The organism is Arthrobacter sp. ISL-5, assembly GCF_018613835.1.
Lineage (GTDB): Bacteria > Actinomycetota > Actinomycetes > Actinomycetales > Micrococcaceae > Arthrobacter.
Map to the genome: position 1 here is coordinate 1 of NZ_JAGGPM010000023.1, position 15,890 is coordinate 15,890.

A 15,890-nucleotide genomic window follows, 5' to 3' on the forward strand; every position below is an offset into this window, starting at 1 on the left:
ACAGGGCATGCCCTGTCAGTGCATGCCCCTGAGCAGCCGGGCCAGCACGGGCACATTGACGGTATTTGGCGCCGGGCCCGCCGCCAGGAATTGTTTGAGGCCCCTTGCCAGCCCCGCTGCATTGACCACCTGTACAACGTCCGATGCGCCGCGGGACCGGCGGTGGTGATCGATGACCGGTTCATGAAGGTTGCCGTCCGGGCTGTGGACCACGGTCCATCCGGTCACGTTCAGTTCCGGGAAAATGTCCTGCATGCGCCTGACCACGGGGGCGAGCTGCGGGGGAGCGATGGACCTGCCGCCGTGGTTCAGCGTGTTGCCGTCCCACGCGTAGGCACCCTTGGGCAGGAGCATGGATCCGATCAGCGCCAGCCGGTAGCCGGAGAGCAGGGCGTGGTCGATGTGGCTGTTGTCGGCGGGAGACTGCAGTCCATTGATCAGCCGGGCCGCCGGGATGGCCGGGAGAACCTGCCTGTCGATGAGCTGAACGGTACGCATCTCGCGCTGGATCCTGGCTTCGGCGCCGAAGATGCCGCGTTTCCTGGGCATTCCATGGACCTGTTGGCTGGCCAGATCGCGCGGGATCAGCGGCACGGTGCCCGGAACGTCAAACGGCGGCACGTAGATCGGTGCGTCACCCGAGGTATTCCGGGGAGTCCCGGGCCGGTGGATCGTGGCGGAGGCATGGCTGCCGGCGGCCGGAGCGTCGAAGTGCGCCTCGTCAGCGCCCGGCGGGTTCCTGTGGCGCGGCCCGCCCGCATAGGAGCGGTCGTAAGCAGCCCGTCGCCGGGGATCGATCAGCGTTTCGTAGGCCAACGTAACCTGTCGGAAGGTTGCGGCGTCGCCGCCGTGATCCGGGTGCGAGGCGCGGGCGGCCCTGCGGTAGGCCACCTTGATCTCCTTTTCCGTGGCAGTCACGGCGACGCGGAGTACCTCGTAGTGGGAACTGCTGCCCTCGGTCAAGCACGGTCCTTCGGTTGTCGTTGCCAGCGCAGTCTTGCTGCCCGGCATGCCCAGCATATCGGCCGTTTCGCCGGGCTAGTCAGACAACGTCCGGGGCGGTGTCCCGGGTTCCCGGTGCGCGGCTGCCGGGCCCGGACGGCACGCCGTGTGCCCGGCGGTCCGGCGGAGCAGCCCGGACGTCTAGACTTTTCGGGGGACCGGGGCCGGCTTGGCCGGGTGTCCCACGGGCGTCCCGGTGATTGCCCGGTGTTTGAATGACTGGCCAGTGTCCAATTAACTGCATAGTGTCCAATCACCGCCCAGTGTCCGCGTTTCAAGTAGTGAGGTGTGTATGGCTGCCCGAACCCGGAGTGGAATGCGCCGTCGCGGGCTGCCGGCCGTGGCCGCAGCGGCGGCAGTAGCCTTCCTCGGAGGTTGCAGTGTGGGGATCCCCGATCCGGCTGTCCCCGACACGCAGCCCGCCACCCGGCAGCTCGCCACTCCCACCATCACGCCGGGCCACGACGCCGCGGCGGTCGCCGCCCGCAATATGACTTTCTCGGCCGGGACCGCGCTCGCCCGGGGTGTTCCCGTGGGCCTATCGGAGGGCCTGGCCGATGCGCCGAAGTGGAGGCAGACGGGCAACAATGCAGGCGGCACTACTCTTTACCTGAAGTCCGACGGCTGCCAGGCTGCGGCGAAGGTCCGGGTGAATCAGTGGCCGCTGGCCAAGGGTGATGACCAGGAATCCACGGCCGGGCTGTTCGCCTACCTCGACCCGACGATCCTGCCCAAATACCTCAAACGGGCGGCACTGCGATGGGGCGGAGAACCGGGCAAACCCGGCCCGATGGTGGACGTCCTTGTACTAGAACGGGCGGCCCGGCCCGCAGGCAAGGCCGCCGTTGTGCTGGCGAGGGTATTCGGAACAGCCGGTTCCTCCGTGTATGTGTCAGTCTCGTGCCCGTCGGCCCCAGCGCTCGCCGCCGCAAGGGCCGACGTCGAGCGCTGGCTGACCGTGGTTCCGCCGCCTAATTAGCGGCACGCGCCCGGCCGGCGCATGCCGGTCCTGTGCGCGGGCGTTGGAAGCTACTCTGCTGCTACCGTTTTGCCGCCGTCGCGAGCCGGTTGAGGGCCAGTGCGCCCACGAGCAGCCCGAAGTCCCGCAGGGCTACGTCGTAAAAACTGCCGAGGATCATCAGGTTCACGATGATCCCGAACAGCCAGGCGGCGACGACCAGCGAGCCGATCCGCGGGCGGAACGCGACCAGCAGCCCGGCAAGTATTTCGATGACGCCGACGCCGTACATGATGGTCTGCCCGGGCAGCGGAATCACGGACGGCACCACCGGGGCAAGGTAGCTTGTCCAATCCGTGAGCATGTTGGTGAACTTGTCCAGGCCGAACAGGACGGGGGCCACCGTGAAGACGGTGCGGAGGAGAAGGAACGCCTGTCGGACCGTTTCCGGAGCCAGCGTTTCCGTGCGTCCGGGCTCCTTCAATGCTGAGGTTTTCATGATTGCTCCTTCTAAAAGTGGATATCTTGATTTTAGACCCGGCCAGGCTTCTTTAGCAACGAATCTTGTTTTTAGAGATAGGCTGGAGTCATGACCCGTCAACCCGGCACCAGGCTTTCGTGGCCAGGCCGCCTCGCCGCCCTCGCGTCGCTGGGGGATGACACCCGGCGGCGGCTGTTCGAATTCGTCGCCGCATCGGCCTCTGCGGTGGGACGCGACGACGCCGCGGAAGCCCTGGACCTGCCGAGGAGCACTGCCTCATTCCACTTGGACAGGCTGGTCCGTGAGGGTCTGCTTGCCGTTGAGTTCAGAAAGCTTGGCGGGAAGGGCGGCCCGGGTTCCGGCCGGCCGGCGAAGCTTTACCGCCCGGCACTGGAGGAAGTGGGGGCGTCAGTCCCGGAGCGGAGTTATGACCTGGCCGGCGAGCTCATGGCCTCCGCGATCGAAGAATCGATGTCCGGCCATGGGCCTGTCCGTGAAGCGCTGGTGGCCACGTCCTACGCCCGCGGCCGCTCTGCTGCCGCCGGGGGAGCGTCGTTCGAGGAACTGCTCTACGGGATCGGGTACAGGCCCGCGCCCGACGGCAACGGCGGACTCGTCCTCATGAACTGTCCCTTCCACCGGCTGGCGGACGGGCACGCAGACGTGGTGTGCGCGATGAACGGCGCCTTCCTGAGCGGGGCCGCCGCGGCCTGCGGCGTGCCTGAAGACAAAGTGGAAGAGGACCGGACCGCCGGACGCTGCTGCGCCCGGATTCGGCCATAGCTGGAGAACCTGCTGCATGTCGCCACCGGTGAGCACAAGCAGCACACCGAACAGGCCCAGCGCTATCCCAGCATGCCCACTGGGCCGGGCCTGTCTCCGAGCATGAACATGGCCATCACCACGATCACTGCCGGATTGGCTGCCGTGATCAGGGACGCGTTCAGGGCAGACGTGTGGGCCAGGGCGCTGTAGAGCAGCAGTGTGTAGCCACTCAGGCCCAGGGCGCTCAGGAGCAGCAGGGTCGGCCAACGCCGCAGCACGGCCCCCCAGTCCGGCCGTTCCACGCACTGGGCAAGGAGCAACAGCGGCACGGCCACGAGGGCCCAGCGCCAAAAGGTGAGCTCCAGCGGCGTCATTGACCCCATCGCCGCCTGGCCGACGACAAAGTTGCCCGACCAGAACAGGGTGGCCATGACGAGGTAGATGGAGGCTTTCACCGCCCGAATCTACCTGAGGCGCGGCAACAGGAGGCATTGGGGCAGGCGGGCACAGCAGTAGCCGAGGGAAGAAGCTAGCCTCAGGGGGAATTTGGCCGCGGGTAGAATTTTAACCGTGCCTGCTTACCTGGATCATGCCGCCACCACGCCCATCGCCGCCGAGGCGCTGGCCGCGCTGACCCGTGAACTGGCCCGGACCGGAAACCCGTCGTCCCTCCACGGTGCGGGCCGGCGCGCCCGGCGGTCCGTGGAGGACGCGCGGGAGACCATTGCCTCGGCCGCAGGAGCCCATCCGTCGGAGGTCATCTTCACCTCCGGCGGCACCGAGGCGGACAACCTCGCCGTCAAGGGTCTCTATTGGTCCCGGCACGGCGACGATCCGCGCCGGCGGCGCATCCTGTGCACCGCCGTCGAACACCATGCCGTTCTGGACACGGTCGAGTGGCTGGAGCGCCACGAGGGGGCGGAGGTGTCCTGGCTGCCGGTGGATCCAGAAGGCGTCCTGGACCTCGAGGCCTTTCACGCCGAGCTGCTCCGGGATCCCGAGTCCATTGCCCTGGTGACCGTCATGTGGGCCAACAACGAAGTGGGCAGCATCCAGCCCGTCCGGCGGGTGGCCGAGCTTTGCCGCGCGGCAGGTGTGCCGGTGCACTCCGATGCCGTGCAGGCGTTCGGGTCCGTTCCTGTGGACTTCAGGGCTTCCGGGCTGGACGCGATGTCCATTTCCGGCCATAAAATCGGCGGCCCCGTAGGCGTCGGCGCCCTCATCCTGGGACGCGCCGTGAAGCTTACTCCCGTGCAGCACGGCGGGGGCCAGGAGCGAGACGTCCGTTCCGGCACGCTGGACACCGCGTCCATCGCCGCCTTTGCCGCCGCTGCCGAAGCCGCTGCCAAAAACCTCCCGGCGGAGTCCGCCCGGATCGCCGCCCTGCGGGACCGGCTCATCGCGGGGGTGCAGGAAGCCGTGCCGTCCGCCGTGCTGCGCGGTGCGCCCGGGCCGGGCAGATTGCCCGGCAACGCGCACTTCACCTTCCCCGGCTGTGAGGGTGATTCCCTGCTCTTCCTCCTCGACCTGGCCGGTGTCGAATCGTCCACGGGCTCGGCTTGCACTGCCGGTGTTCCACGCCCGTCGCACGTCCTCCTGGCCATGGGACTGGATGAGGAAACTGCCCGTGGTGCCCAGCGTTTCACCCTGGGCCACCCGTCAACGGATAAGGACGTGGACGCTCTGCTTGCGGCCCTCCCCGGAGCATATGCCCGCGCCCGGCAGGCCGGAATGGCCGGCCACGAGTCCTCCATCCAGACTGCCGCCACCGTTGCCCGTCAGGGTTCGGAAATCAGCTGATCAAACGGGACTGCCGCATCCGCCAGGGTCGCTGCAGCCACCTCGGAGCGGGCCGAGATGAGGGCCTTGATGGTTTTCTGTGCGCTTGGCTTGCCGGAGCGCGGCCAGTTGACGCTCATGCCCGCCACCACACGCCCGTCCCGCTGCCAGAAGGCGACGAATTCCTTCGCTTCGAGGGACCCGCGGATGACGGGAGCCGTTTCCGCCGCGAGTGTGGGAAAGCCTGAATATTCCATGCTGACGTCAAACTGGTCGGTGTAGAAGTACGGAATCGCATCCAGCTCGGCGTCCTGGCCGAGCATGGCCTTGCCGGCCACCTTGCCGCCGTTCAGCGCGTTGGCCCAGTGCTCGCTGCGGTGGTGCTCACCCGTGAACGGATGAAGGGCGTTGGCGACGTCGCCCGCCGCGAAAATATCCGGGGCGCTGGTCCGCAGTGAGGCATCGGTGAGGACGCCGTTCCGGATCTCGAGGCCGGCTGAACGTGCCAGGGCGGTGTCCGGAACCACGCCGACAGCAATAACCACGACGTCGGCCGGCAGCTGCTCGCCCGAATCGGTCAGGACGCCGGTGGCGCTGCCTCCTTGCCCCGTAATCTCCCGGGCAGACGCCGGCAGCCGGAACTGTACGCCGTTTTCCTCGTGCAGGGACCGGAAGAACCTGCCCAGGTCCGGACCGATCGCCCCGCCGAGCGGAACCTCCTCGAGCCCCAGCAGGGTGACCTCGTTGCCGTAGGTGCTGGCTGCTGCCGCCAGCTCCATTCCTATCCAGCCGGAGCCGATGAGGACCACCCTCCTGCCGCCGGCCGCGAGCTGCTCCCTCAGGCGGCGGCTGTCATCCAGCGTGCGGAAGGTGGTGACGCCGTCGAGTCCGCTGCCCGGCAGGGGAATCTGCCGGGGCGTCGCGCCTGTGGCGAGCAGCAGCGCCCCGTACTGTTGCGAGACCCCGTCGGCGTAGCGGACCGTGTGGGCTGCGGGGTCGACGTCGGCCACCCGAGCACCGAGCCGTAGGCTGACGTTGTTTTCCTCGTACCAGGCCTCCGGGACTACCTCGACCGCGTCCTCCCCGGCTTTTCCCAGCAGGTATTCCTTGGACAGCGGCGGCCGGATGTAGGGATGATGCGGTTCGGCTGCGGCGACGGTGATATTCCCCTGGAACCCTTCGGTGCGCAGCGTGCGCGCCGCGGTGGCGCCCGCCAGGCCTCCGCCGACGATGATGATGCTCTCAGGAGTCATGACCTGCTCGATTCGTCCGGGCCCCGCATGGCCTGCGTTCTAAAACCAGTACGTTTGACTTTAGAAGGGGCGGCCGGCGCGGTCAAGGCAATTTAGGGCCTGAATCGGCCGGGCGCTAGAATAGACGGGCAAGCGGTGTGTCATCTGGCGCGCGTGTCAACAGGGGCTGGAACAAGGCTCCACACTGCGCTTCAGAATCCGGCGCCATGAGTCGCCGGCCGCGCCGCCATCAGACTACAGAAAGCCGAAATGCGAGTTCTAGCAGCCATGAGCGGCGGAGTGGACTCCGCCGTCGCCGCCGCCCGCGCCGTCGAGGCGGGGCACGACGTCGTCGGGGTTCACCTGGCGCTGTCCAGGATGCCGGGCACCCTGCGCACGGGAAGCCGCGGTTGCTGCACGATTGAGGACTCGCGCGACGCATGGCGCGCCTGCGACGTTCTGGGAATCCCTTACTACGTGTGGGATTTTTCCGAGCGGTTCAAGGAAGACGTTGTGCAGGACTTTATCGATGAGTACGCTGCCGGCCGGACGCCCAATCCCTGCATGCGGTGCAATGAGCGCATCAAGTTCGCGGCGCTGCTGGAGAAGGCCATCGCCCTGGGCTTCAACGCCGTCTGCACCGGCCACTACGCCAAGGTGATCAACGACGCCGACGGCAACCCCGAGCTGCACCGCGCCGCTGACTGGGCCAAGGACCAGAGCTACGTCCTCGGGGTGCTGACCCATGAGCAGCTGAAGCACTCGATGTTCCCCCTCGCGGACACCCCGTCCAAGGCCGAGGTCCGGGCAGAAGCGGAACTGCGCGGCCTGTCCGTCGCCAACAAGCCGGACAGCCACGACATCTGCTTCATCCCGGACGGCGACACCGCCGGCTGGCTCGCGGAGAAGATCGAAATGACCACCGGCGACATCGTGGACGAAACCGGGTCCAAGGTGGGCGAGCACCCGGGGGCCAATGCCTTCACGGTGGGCCAGCGCCGCGGCCTCAAGCTTGGCCGGCCCGCCGCCGACGGCAAGCCTCGGTTCGTGCTGGAGATCCGGCCGAAGGAAAACAAGGTGGTGGTGGGGCCGGAGGCGCTGCTCGCCATCGACGAGATCCGCGGCATCAAGGTTTCCTGGGCAGGGCTGCCCATCGCCGAGGTGGGCACCGGGGCCGAATTTGACTGCTACGCGCAGGTGCGCGCCCATGGCGATCCCGTCCCCGCGACGGCCCGCATCGAGCGGATTGCCGATGCCGCCGGAGTGCTTCGCGAGTGCCTCGTGGTGACGCTGACGGATCCACTGCGCGGAGTCTCGCCCGGACAGACGGTGGTCCTGTACCAGCGCAGCCGGGTCCTGGGCCAAGCCACCATCGACGCCGCGCGTTCGCTGCAGCGCGCTGAGCTGTAGTAAGGCGCACCCCTGATTTGACCTGAGTTTCGGACCACGTAACGGCCGGCGGATTCCCGCCGGCCGTTTTTCGTACCCGCGAGTAGGTCCGAAACATTTCCTAGGCCCCAATATGGTAAATTTTGTGTCTCATCTCACAAGATGCCACGTTTCACCGGGCAACCGTCTGGTTCAATCAAGGCATCAGGACAGCGTGCCGCCCGCACGATACATGCCGGGCCGCGCGCGCACTCATCGAACAGAAAGTTCACAGATGGCAATGAACAAAAAGGCCTTGCAGGGCGCTATCGCGCTCGCCGGGGTTTCCGCCTTTGCACTGACAGCCTGCACGGGCCCGTCCGGCGGCGGCGGGTCATCAGCCGCGGCCAGCGGCCCGATAGCCTACGGCACCACGGACAAGGTCACCGCCCTGGATCCAGCGGGCTCGTACGACAACGGTTCCTTCATGGTGATGAACCAGATCTACTCCTTCCTGCTCAACTCGAAGCCGGGCAGTGCCGATCCGGTCCCGGACCTGGCCGAGTCGGCCTCCTTCACCGCCCCCACCGAGTACACAGTCAAGCTCAAGTCCGGCCTGAAATGGGCCAACGGGCACACCCTGGACTCCAAGGACGTCAAGTTCTCCTTTGACCGGCAGACCAAGATCAACGATCCCGTCGGACCTTCCAGCCTCCTGGCAAATATTGAGAGTGTGGCCACCCCGGACGCAACGACCGTGGTGTTCAAGCTCAAGCAAGCCAACGACCAGACTTTTGCGCAGATTCTCACCAGCCCGGCTGCACCGATCGTGGACGACGAAGTTTTCCCGGCGGACAAAGTGCTCGACGACGACTCGATCGTCAAGGCTAAGGCCTACTATGGCCAGTACACGATTGAGACCTACAAGAAGAACGAGCTGGTGAGCTTCAAGGCCAACCCGGACTACACGGGGCTGCTGGGCAAGCCGGCCAACGATGCCGCCACGATCAAGTACTACGCAGATCCCACCAACCTGAAGCTGGACATCCAGCAGGGCAATCTCGACGTCGCAAACCGCAGCCTCAGCGCCACCGACGTTGATGACCTGAGGAAGGACTCCAAGGTCAAGGTGAACGTGGGCCCTGGCGGCGAAATCCGCTACATGACGTTCAACTACGACACTATGCCTTTCGGGGCCAAGACCGCGGATGCAAATCCGGCCAAGGCTCTGGCCGTACGGCAGGCCATCGCCAATCTGGTCGACCGGCAGGCCATCTCCGACCAGGTCTATAAGGGCACCTACCTCCCCCTCTTCTCCAACGTCCCGAGCGGCTTCGACGGTGCCAACACGTCATTCAAGGACGCCTACGGCGATGGCGGCAAGCCGAGTCTGGACAAGGCGAAGAAGGTCCTCTCCGATGCAGGCGTCACGGGCCCCGTCGCGCTGAATCTGCAGTACAACGCGGACCACTACGGCAAATCATCCGGCGACGAATACGCCTTGATCAAGGACCAACTGGAGAAGTCCGGTCTGTTCACGGTTAACCTGCAGTCCACCGAGTGGGTCACCTATAGCAAGGCCGCGCGGGCCGACGCCTATCCCATCTTTGATTTCGGCTGGTTCCCGGACTTCAGCGACGCGGACAACTACCTGTCGCCCTTCTTCATCAACGGTGGACACCTTGGCAACCACTACAACAACCCGGCCGTGACGGATCTGATCCACGAGCAGCTCACCACGGCAGACAAGAGCCAGCGCGAATCCCTTATCAAGGAGGCGCAGAACGCCCTCGCCAAGGACATTTCCACACTGCCGCTCTTGCAGGGCACCCAGGTTGCCATCTCCGGCAGCACCGTCAAGGGCGTCGATTCGACCCTCGACCCTTCCTTCAAGTTCCGTTTGGGAACTGTTTCCAAGTAAGGCTGCATCCCTGCGGTTCTGACCAGCCTAGTAGGCGGGGCACCCTCGAGGCGCCCCGCCTTTCCTGGTCATTGCAGCACCTGCAGTTCACGGGTCCGGCCCATGGCCGCGAAAGCACAATTTTAGGTACCAATGACAACACTGACAGAGGCGCCGCCAAGCGACGCCGACGGGCTCCTTCCGTCCAAGAAAAAATCTTCAGGCGGGGGGCTGGGAACTTACATCCTGGTCCGGTTCTTCCTGATCCTTCCGACCATGTTCATCCTGGTGACCATGGTCTTCTTCCTGATGCGGGTCATCGGCGACCCCATCACCGCCGCCCAGGGCGGCCGGCTTCCTCCAGACGTGCTGGCGCAGCGGATTCACGACGCCGGGTATGACCGGCCGATCCTGGTTCAGTACTTCGAATACCTAGGCCAGGTGGCGACGGGCAACTTCGGGACGACCATCACCGACCGCCGGCCCGTCGTTGCAATGCTGGCAACGTTCGGCACGGCAACCCTCGAACTGGCCATAAATGCCGTGATCGTGGCATTGCTGGTGGGGATCCCGCTCGGCATGATTGCCGCGCACCGGCGCGACAAGGCACCGGACGCCGTCTTGCGGTTCTTCGCCATTCTCTGCTACGCCACGCCCGTGTTCTTCGCCGGCCTCCTGCTGAAGCTGACCTTCTCGGTATGGCTCGGCTGGCTGCCCGTCGCAGGACGGGCCTCCACCCGGACCGAACTGGCCATGGGAAGCCTGGCCGCGCCCACCGGGGTCTACTGGCTGGACGCGTTGCGCAGCGGCAACATGACGGCGCTCGGCGACGTCATGGCCCATGCCGTCCTCCCTGCAGTTGCCCTCGGGCTGCTGACGGCCGGGGTCTTCCTCCGGCTGGTCCGCACCAACTTGATCGGCACGCTGGGCAAGGACTACGTCGAGGCCGGCAGGTCCCGCGGCGTCAGTGAATTCCGGCTCGTGACCAAGCATGCCTACAAGCCGGCGCTCATCCCGATCATCACGGTGATGGGGCTGCAGATTGCCCTCCTGCTGGGCGGCGCCGTCCTCACGGAGACCACCTTCGAGTGGAAGGGCCTCGGCTACCAGCTGGTCCAGTACCTGAACGCGCGCGACTTCGTCGCTGTCCAGGGCATCGTTGTGCTGCTCGCGGTCATAGTCGCGGTCACGAACTTCGTCGTGGACGTCTTTGCAGCCCTGATCGACCCGCGAGTGAGGTACTAGCCATGAACGCAACCACAGTAAGCGGGCGAAAACAACCCCTCATTTACCGGCTTCCGGTGATCTCGCACTTCAGGAAGAGCATCGGGCTGCAGCGCGGCATGCTCGTCACCGGCCTCGTGCTGACCATCGCCTTCCTGCTGACGACGGTGCTGGCGCCGGTCATCGCGCCCTACGGCTACTCGCAGCTCAGCGACGCATCCGGTACCTTCCCCGCACAGCAGGCCCCCAGCGGCAACCACATCCTGGGCACCACCGTGGGCGGCTATGACGTGTTCTCCCGGGTGATCTGGGGGTCCCAGACGGCCGTGGTCGTGATCGTCGTCGCGGTGGCCATGTCGATCTTCCTTGGGGTCGCGCTTGGCCTGCTCAGCGGTTACTTCGGCGGTTGGCTGGACCGGGTGCTGGTCGTTATCGCCGATGCGATCTACGCTTTCCCATCGCTCCTGCTGGCCATCGTGATGTCGATCGTCATCAGCCGTGGCCAGTCCAGTTTCTGGGGCGGCATCCTTGCCTGCTCGTTCGCCATCGCCGTGGTCTTCGTGCCGCAGTATTTCCGCGTGATCCGTGCCGAGACAATCAGGCTGAAGGCGGAGCCCTTCGTCGAATCAGCCAAGGTGGTGGGTGCTTCCAGCATCCGCATCATGGGACGCCACATCTTCAAGAACGCAACGCGCACGCTGCCGCTGATCTTCACGCTGAATGCGTCCGAGGCGATCCTGACCCTTGCGGGACTGGGCTTCCTCGGGTTCGGCATCGAACCGTCCTCCGCCGCCGAATGGGGCTTCGACCTCAACAAGGCCATGGCTGATGCCTCCTCCGGCATCTGGTGGACGGGTGTCTTCCCCGGTGCGGCCATCGTCCTGACGGTACTCGGGCTGACCCTGGTGGGAGAAAGCATGAACGACCTCAACGATCCAAGGCTCCGCGGGCGCAAGAGCGCGGGGGGCAAGGTTCCTGGTGGCGGAGGAGGCAGCGATGCCCGCACCGGTGCGCAGGCGGCCCTGGAAGCAGAAGCGAGAACGCTATGACCATCAATATTGATCCGGTTCCGGACCGGCAGCAGCCAACCGGACGCCCGGTTCTGGTCATCGACAACCTCAAAGTCACGTTCGCCACAGATGGCGGCGACGTATACGCCGTCAAGGACGTCAGCCTCGATGTAAAGGCCGGCGAAGTGGTTGCCATCGTGGGGGAGTCGGGCTCCGGCAAGACCGTCACGGCCAAGACCATTCTGGGGCTGTTGCCCGAAACGGCCACCAGCTCAGGCGTGGTGCTGATCAACGGCAACAACGTGGTCAGCGTCAGCGCGGCAAAACTTCGGCAGATCCGCGGCCGCGACGTCGCCATGGTTTTCCAGGAGCCGTCCACGGCCCTGAACCCGGTATTCACCGTCGGCTGGCAGATCGCCGAAGGCATCCGGGCGCATGCAGGCGGTCCCGGCGGCAAGCGGGTCTCCGCCAGGGACGCGAAGGCCAGGGCCATCGATGCCCTCCGCAAGGTGGGGATTCCGGATCCGGAAACGCGGGTCAACTACTACCCCCACCAGTTCTCCGGAGGGCAGAAGCAGCGCGTGGTCATCGCCGCTGCCCTCGCGCTGAATCCGGGCCTCATCGTGGCGGATGAACCCACTACGGCCCTGGATGTCACTGTCCAGGCCGAGATCCTGGAGCTGCTGCGGGATCTGCGGGACAAGTACGGGACTTCCATCGTGCTGATCACGCACAACATGGGAGTCGTGGCCGATCTCGCGGACCGCGTCGTGGTGATGTACCAGGGCGACGTCGTGGAGGAGGCGTCGGTAAAGACCCTGTTTGCCGAACCGCGGCAGGACTACACCAAGAAGCTGCTGGCGGCCGTCCCTCACCTCGGCCGGAATTCGGCCTCGGCAGGGATGACTGAACGGGCCCACCAAGGCGGCAAGGTATTGGTGGAGGCCAAGGGCCTGACCATCGAGTACCCGGGCCGGCTGGGCAGCCCCGCCTTCAAGGCCGTGGACGGGGTCAGCTTCACCGTGTCCGAGGGCGAGGTCTTCGGCCTAGTGGGCGAATCAGGGTCCGGCAAAACCACCATCGGCCGTGCCATTGCGGGGCTCAACCGCACAACCGGCGGAAGCCTCAGCGTGCTGGGCTACGAGATGCTCAACCTCAAGGAGCGGACCTTCAAACCGCTTCGCAAGGACATCGGATTCGTGTTCCAGGACCCGGCGGCGTCGTTCAATCCCCAGCTGACCATCGGGGACTGTGTGGCGGAGCCGCTGATCATCCACACAAATCCGTCGCCGGCGCAGGTCCGCAAGCGCGTAGGCGAGCTGCTCGAATCAGTCCAGTTGCCGGCGTCGTACGCTGACCGCTTTCCGCACGAGCTGTCCGGCGGGCAGCGCCAGCGGGCATCGCTGGCACGGGCCCTGATCCTCAACCCGAAGCTGCTGATCGCCGACGAGCCAACCTCCGCGCTGGACGTTTCGGTGCAGGCGAAGGTGCTGGAGCTGTTCAAGGAAATCCAGCAGGAGTTCGGGTTTGCGGCCCTGTTCATCAGCCACGACCTGGCCGTGGTGGACATGCTTTCGCACTGGGTGGGCGTGCTGTACAAAGGCAAGCTGGTTGAACAGGGGATCGGCCATCACGTCATGGGCGCTCCCCGGCACGACTACACCAAGCGACTCATCGCGTCGCTCCCGGTCCCGGATCCGGCCGAGCAGGCCAAGCGCCGGGAGGACCACCGCGCCCTCCTGGGCATCTAGCCGCAGCTCGGGTAGAACAGCCTGCCCATCCGCCACGCGTGGCGGATGGGCAGGCTGTCTGCGTTCAGGGGATTGTTCGCAGCTTATTCGGAGACCACCTTGATGTTGAACGCGCGGCCGCCCTGCAGGAGGAAGATGCGGAGCCACAGCGGAAGCCACATCTCCATCCCCCGCGCCGCTTCGAGCGGACCCAGATCCCTGATGTGCTCCGGCCGCCAGCCGAATTCCCGCAGGAGCCCGGCAACCACTTCCTTGGCCCCGGCGTCGTCACCGGCCAGAAACACGTCATGGTCGCCGCCGGCCAGGCGGTCCGGAGCCACCATGACGTCCGCCCGCATGGTGTTCAGGGCCTTGACCACGCGGGCCGTGGGAAAGGACCGCTGGATGGTTTCCGCCAGGCTGTCTGTATTAGAGATGGAGAGCGACGGCGGGAAGCCCGCCGTTTGGTCCAGCGGATTTGCCACGTCAATGAGCACCTTGCCGTCCAGGTTCTTCGTGCTGGCGGAGGCCAGTACTTCCAGCGACACAGTGCCGGGAGTCGCATTGATGATTACTTCGCCAGCCGCAGCGGCGTCGAAGAACGTGGCTACCTTCGCGTGCGGGCCGGCTCCGGTGGCCCACTCCAGTGCCGCCTCGTTGGTGGCACTCCGGGATCCGATGGTGACTTGGTGCCCCGTCTGGACCAGCTTTCCGGCCAAGGTCCTGCCCACCCTACCGGTGCCAAGAACTGCAATCCTCATGTCCGACCTCCATCACCGGTGTGTTGCGTAACACTTACATTGTCCGCCCTCCGGCGCAGTTGCGGACGCGCGGCTCCGGCCGTGCGGCCCTTGTTGCCGGCCGCTTAACACCGGCGGAGTTTCCGGCAGTGCCCATAGACTGGATCCATGACCGAGCTAAACCATGATCTGCCTGACACCGACTCCTACGACCCGGCCGCGAGCTCCCTCGCAGGGCACGTGGATCCTTCAGTGATGGCGGAGCTGCTCTCGATCCGGTCGAGCATCGACAACATCGATGCGACGCTCGTGTACCTCCTGGCGGAACGGTTCAAAGCCACGCAGAAGGTGGGCTTCCTCAAGGCGGCACACCGGCTTCCGGCTGGCGATCCCGGACGTGAGACCGCCCAGATCGCAAGGCTGCGGCGGCTCGCCGAGGATGCCCAACTGGACCCCGCCTTCGCGGAAAAGTTCCTGAACTTCATCATCGGCGAGGTGATCCGGCACCACGAGGCGATCGCCGAAGACCATAACGCCAACGGCAGCAACAGAGCCAGCAACAATAACGGGCCCGACGACGGCGGCGCGTCTGCAGGAGCCCCAGCAGGCCCGTCCGCTTCGCTCGGCGCCTAAACCGTGGCTGAAACGGCAACGTCACCGCAACGGCAGGTGACGGCCACCGCACTCGGACCATGGCCCGGGCAGGACCCGGTCGAAGCCACCCGGATTATCCGCGGGGAACTTGGCAGCCCGCATCTTCCGTTCCTGGCCGAGCTCCCCGACCGGGGAGTGGGCGCGGACGCCATCGGCCGGACGGCGTCCCTGCTCGTGGAGATGGCAGTGGATGTCCAGCCACATGGCTGGCGCATCGTCGACCGGCCCGGACGTGACCTCATCCGGGCCAGATCGGCGCTTTCCACTGATATCAACGTGCTCGCCGATGTTGCCGGAGAAGAGGACGGCCAGGCCGCCGCCGAATTCAAGGTGCAGCTGCGCGGGCCGCTGAGCCTCGCCGCCGGACTGCACCTCCACAACGGCGAACGGGCCCTGATCGACTATGGTGCACGCCGCGACATCGCAGCCTCCCTTGCCGCCGGCGTCGGCGAGCATCTCGCACGCGTGTCCGCTGCCGTGCCGGGTGCACGGCTCGCGGTGCAGCTCGACGAGCCGGACATCGCCTCCGTCCTGGCTGGCACCATTCCTACCTCCAGCGGCTACAGGACACTGCGGTCCGTCGCCGGTCAGGAAGTGACGGAGCTGTGGCGCGTGGTGATTGACGCCGTCCGCAGCGCCGGGGCCGCCGAGGTCGTCGTCGCGGTCCCGGAGATCGAGGCCCCTTTCGACAGGATCCTCGCGGCCGGCGCGGACGGCATCGCCGTTCCGCTGAAGGCACTGACATCCCGCCAGTGGGAACAGCTGGCCGAGGCGGTTGAAGCCGGCAAGAGGATCTGGGCAGGCGCCCTGCGAGTGGACAACCCCTCGGCGGAGCTGCCCAGGGTCGCCGACGTCGTGGACACGGTACGGCGACCCTGGCAGCAGCTGGGATTGCCGCTGGCAGAGCTGGGGACGATCCGGATCACGCCGTCGGGAGGGCTTGAGGGGTACACACCCAAGGCCGCGACGGCGGTGCTCACGCGCCTGACGCAGGCGGCCGACGGCCTGAATCAGCTGGCGCTCGGCTGAACCATCGCCCGGCCCGGA

The 15,890-nt window shown here is 66.1% G+C and carries 15 protein-coding genes; 10 read left to right on the forward strand and 5 right to left on the reverse strand.

The genetic code is table 11. The annotated features are described in order from the left end of the window. Window positions 1–15: 15 nt before the first annotated feature. The gene (locus tag J7I89_RS11640; protein ID WP_214970264.1) at window positions 16–963 is read right to left on the reverse strand and encodes a J domain-containing protein; all 948 of its coding nucleotides are present in this window, start codon (window positions 961–963) and stop codon (window positions 16–18) included. 421 nt (window positions 964–1,384) lie between these two features. Between J7I89_RS11640 and J7I89_RS11645 the strand changes: the two genes are divergently transcribed. Next, complete coding sequence (locus J7I89_RS11645) at window positions 1,385–1,981, forward strand: hypothetical protein (protein WP_308159879.1); 597 nt, start codon at window positions 1,385–1,387, stop codon at window positions 1,979–1,981. 61 nt (window positions 1,982–2,042) lie between these two features. Here the strand turns inward: J7I89_RS11645 and J7I89_RS11650 are convergent, their stop codons facing one another. Beyond that, window positions 2,043–2,459: a hypothetical protein gene (locus J7I89_RS11650; RefSeq protein WP_214970267.1), complete on the reverse strand. Its 417-nt coding sequence runs from the start codon at window positions 2,457–2,459 to the stop codon at window positions 2,043–2,045. Window positions 2,460–2,549: 90 nt separating this feature from the next. Here J7I89_RS11650 and J7I89_RS11655 point away from each other — a divergent pair, with 90 nt between their 5' ends. Further along, window positions 2,550–3,224, forward strand: a complete 675-nt coding sequence (locus J7I89_RS11655) for a metalloregulator ArsR/SmtB family transcription factor (protein WP_214970632.1) — start codon at window positions 2,550–2,552, stop codon at window positions 3,222–3,224. 62 nt (window positions 3,225–3,286) lie between these two features. On the opposite strand, the gene J7I89_RS11660 is transcribed toward J7I89_RS11655, so the two are convergent. Further along, window positions 3,287–3,661 (reverse strand): DMT family transporter, encoded by a 375-nt coding sequence (locus tag J7I89_RS11660; RefSeq protein WP_308159880.1) that lies wholly within the window; start codon window positions 3,659–3,661, stop codon window positions 3,287–3,289. Window positions 3,662–3,776: 115 nt separating this feature from the next. Here J7I89_RS11660 and J7I89_RS11665 point away from each other — a divergent pair, with 115 nt between their 5' ends. Continuing rightward, on the forward strand, window positions 3,777–5,006 hold the full coding sequence (locus tag J7I89_RS11665) for a cysteine desulfurase family protein (protein WP_214970270.1): 1,230 nt from the start codon (window positions 3,777–3,779) through the stop codon (window positions 5,004–5,006). On the opposite strand, the gene J7I89_RS11670 is transcribed toward J7I89_RS11665, so the two are convergent. After that, on the reverse strand, window positions 4,985–6,238 hold the full coding sequence (locus J7I89_RS11670) for an NAD(P)/FAD-dependent oxidoreductase (protein WP_214970273.1): 1,254 nt from the start codon (window positions 6,236–6,238) through the stop codon (window positions 4,985–4,987). The genes J7I89_RS11665 and J7I89_RS11670 overlap by 22 nt on opposite strands. A gap of 249 nt (window positions 6,239–6,487) precedes the next feature. Between J7I89_RS11670 and mnmA the strand changes: the two genes are divergently transcribed. The 5 genes from mnmA to J7I89_RS11695 all read left to right on the forward strand — a co-directional run bounded on the left by mnmA (window position 6,488) and on the right by J7I89_RS11695 (window position 13,470). Next, window positions 6,488–7,627 carry a tRNA 2-thiouridine(34) synthase MnmA gene (mnmA, locus tag J7I89_RS11675; protein ID WP_214970276.1) on the forward strand — a complete coding sequence of 380 codons (1,140 nt, stop codon included), beginning with the start codon at window positions 6,488–6,490 and terminating at the stop codon, window positions 7,625–7,627. A gap of 253 nt (window positions 7,628–7,880) precedes the next feature. Further along, complete coding sequence (locus J7I89_RS11680) at window positions 7,881–9,506, forward strand: ABC transporter substrate-binding protein (protein ID WP_214970279.1); 1,626 nt, start codon at window positions 7,881–7,883, stop codon at window positions 9,504–9,506. Between the two features lie 132 nt (window positions 9,507–9,638). After that, the gene (locus J7I89_RS11685) at window positions 9,639–10,730 is read left to right on the forward strand and encodes an ABC transporter permease (RefSeq protein WP_214970282.1); all 1,092 of its coding nucleotides are present in this window, start codon (window positions 9,639–9,641) and stop codon (window positions 10,728–10,730) included. A gap of 2 nt (window positions 10,731–10,732) precedes the next feature. Beyond that, a complete protein-coding gene (locus J7I89_RS11690) occupies window positions 10,733–11,758 on the forward strand; it encodes an ABC transporter permease (protein ID WP_214970285.1) in 1,026 nt (341 codons plus the stop codon). After that, the gene (locus J7I89_RS11695) at window positions 11,755–13,470 is read left to right on the forward strand and encodes an ABC transporter ATP-binding protein (protein WP_214970289.1); all 1,716 of its coding nucleotides are present in this window, start codon (window positions 11,755–11,757) and stop codon (window positions 13,468–13,470) included. Before J7I89_RS11690 ends, J7I89_RS11695 begins: the two co-directional genes overlap by 4 nt. 83 nt (window positions 13,471–13,553) lie before the next feature. Here the strand turns inward: J7I89_RS11695 and J7I89_RS11700 are convergent, their stop codons facing one another. Next, window positions 13,554–14,210 carry an NADPH-dependent F420 reductase gene (locus J7I89_RS11700; protein ID WP_214970292.1) on the reverse strand — a complete coding sequence of 219 codons (657 nt, stop codon included), beginning with the start codon at window positions 14,208–14,210 and terminating at the stop codon, window positions 13,554–13,556. A 147-nt stretch (window positions 14,211–14,357) separates the two neighbouring features. Between J7I89_RS11700 and J7I89_RS11705 the strand changes: the two genes are divergently transcribed. Both J7I89_RS11705 and J7I89_RS11710 read left to right on the forward strand, forming a co-directional pair. Beyond that, entirely contained in the window at window positions 14,358–14,822 is a 465-nt protein-coding gene (locus J7I89_RS11705) for a chorismate mutase (protein WP_251045211.1), read from the forward strand. Window positions 14,823–14,825: 3 nt separating this feature from the next. Continuing rightward, a complete protein-coding gene (locus J7I89_RS11710; protein ID WP_214970295.1) occupies window positions 14,826–15,872 on the forward strand; it encodes a hypothetical protein in 1,047 nt (348 codons plus the stop codon). The last annotated feature ends 18 nt before the right edge of the window (window positions 15,873–15,890 follow it).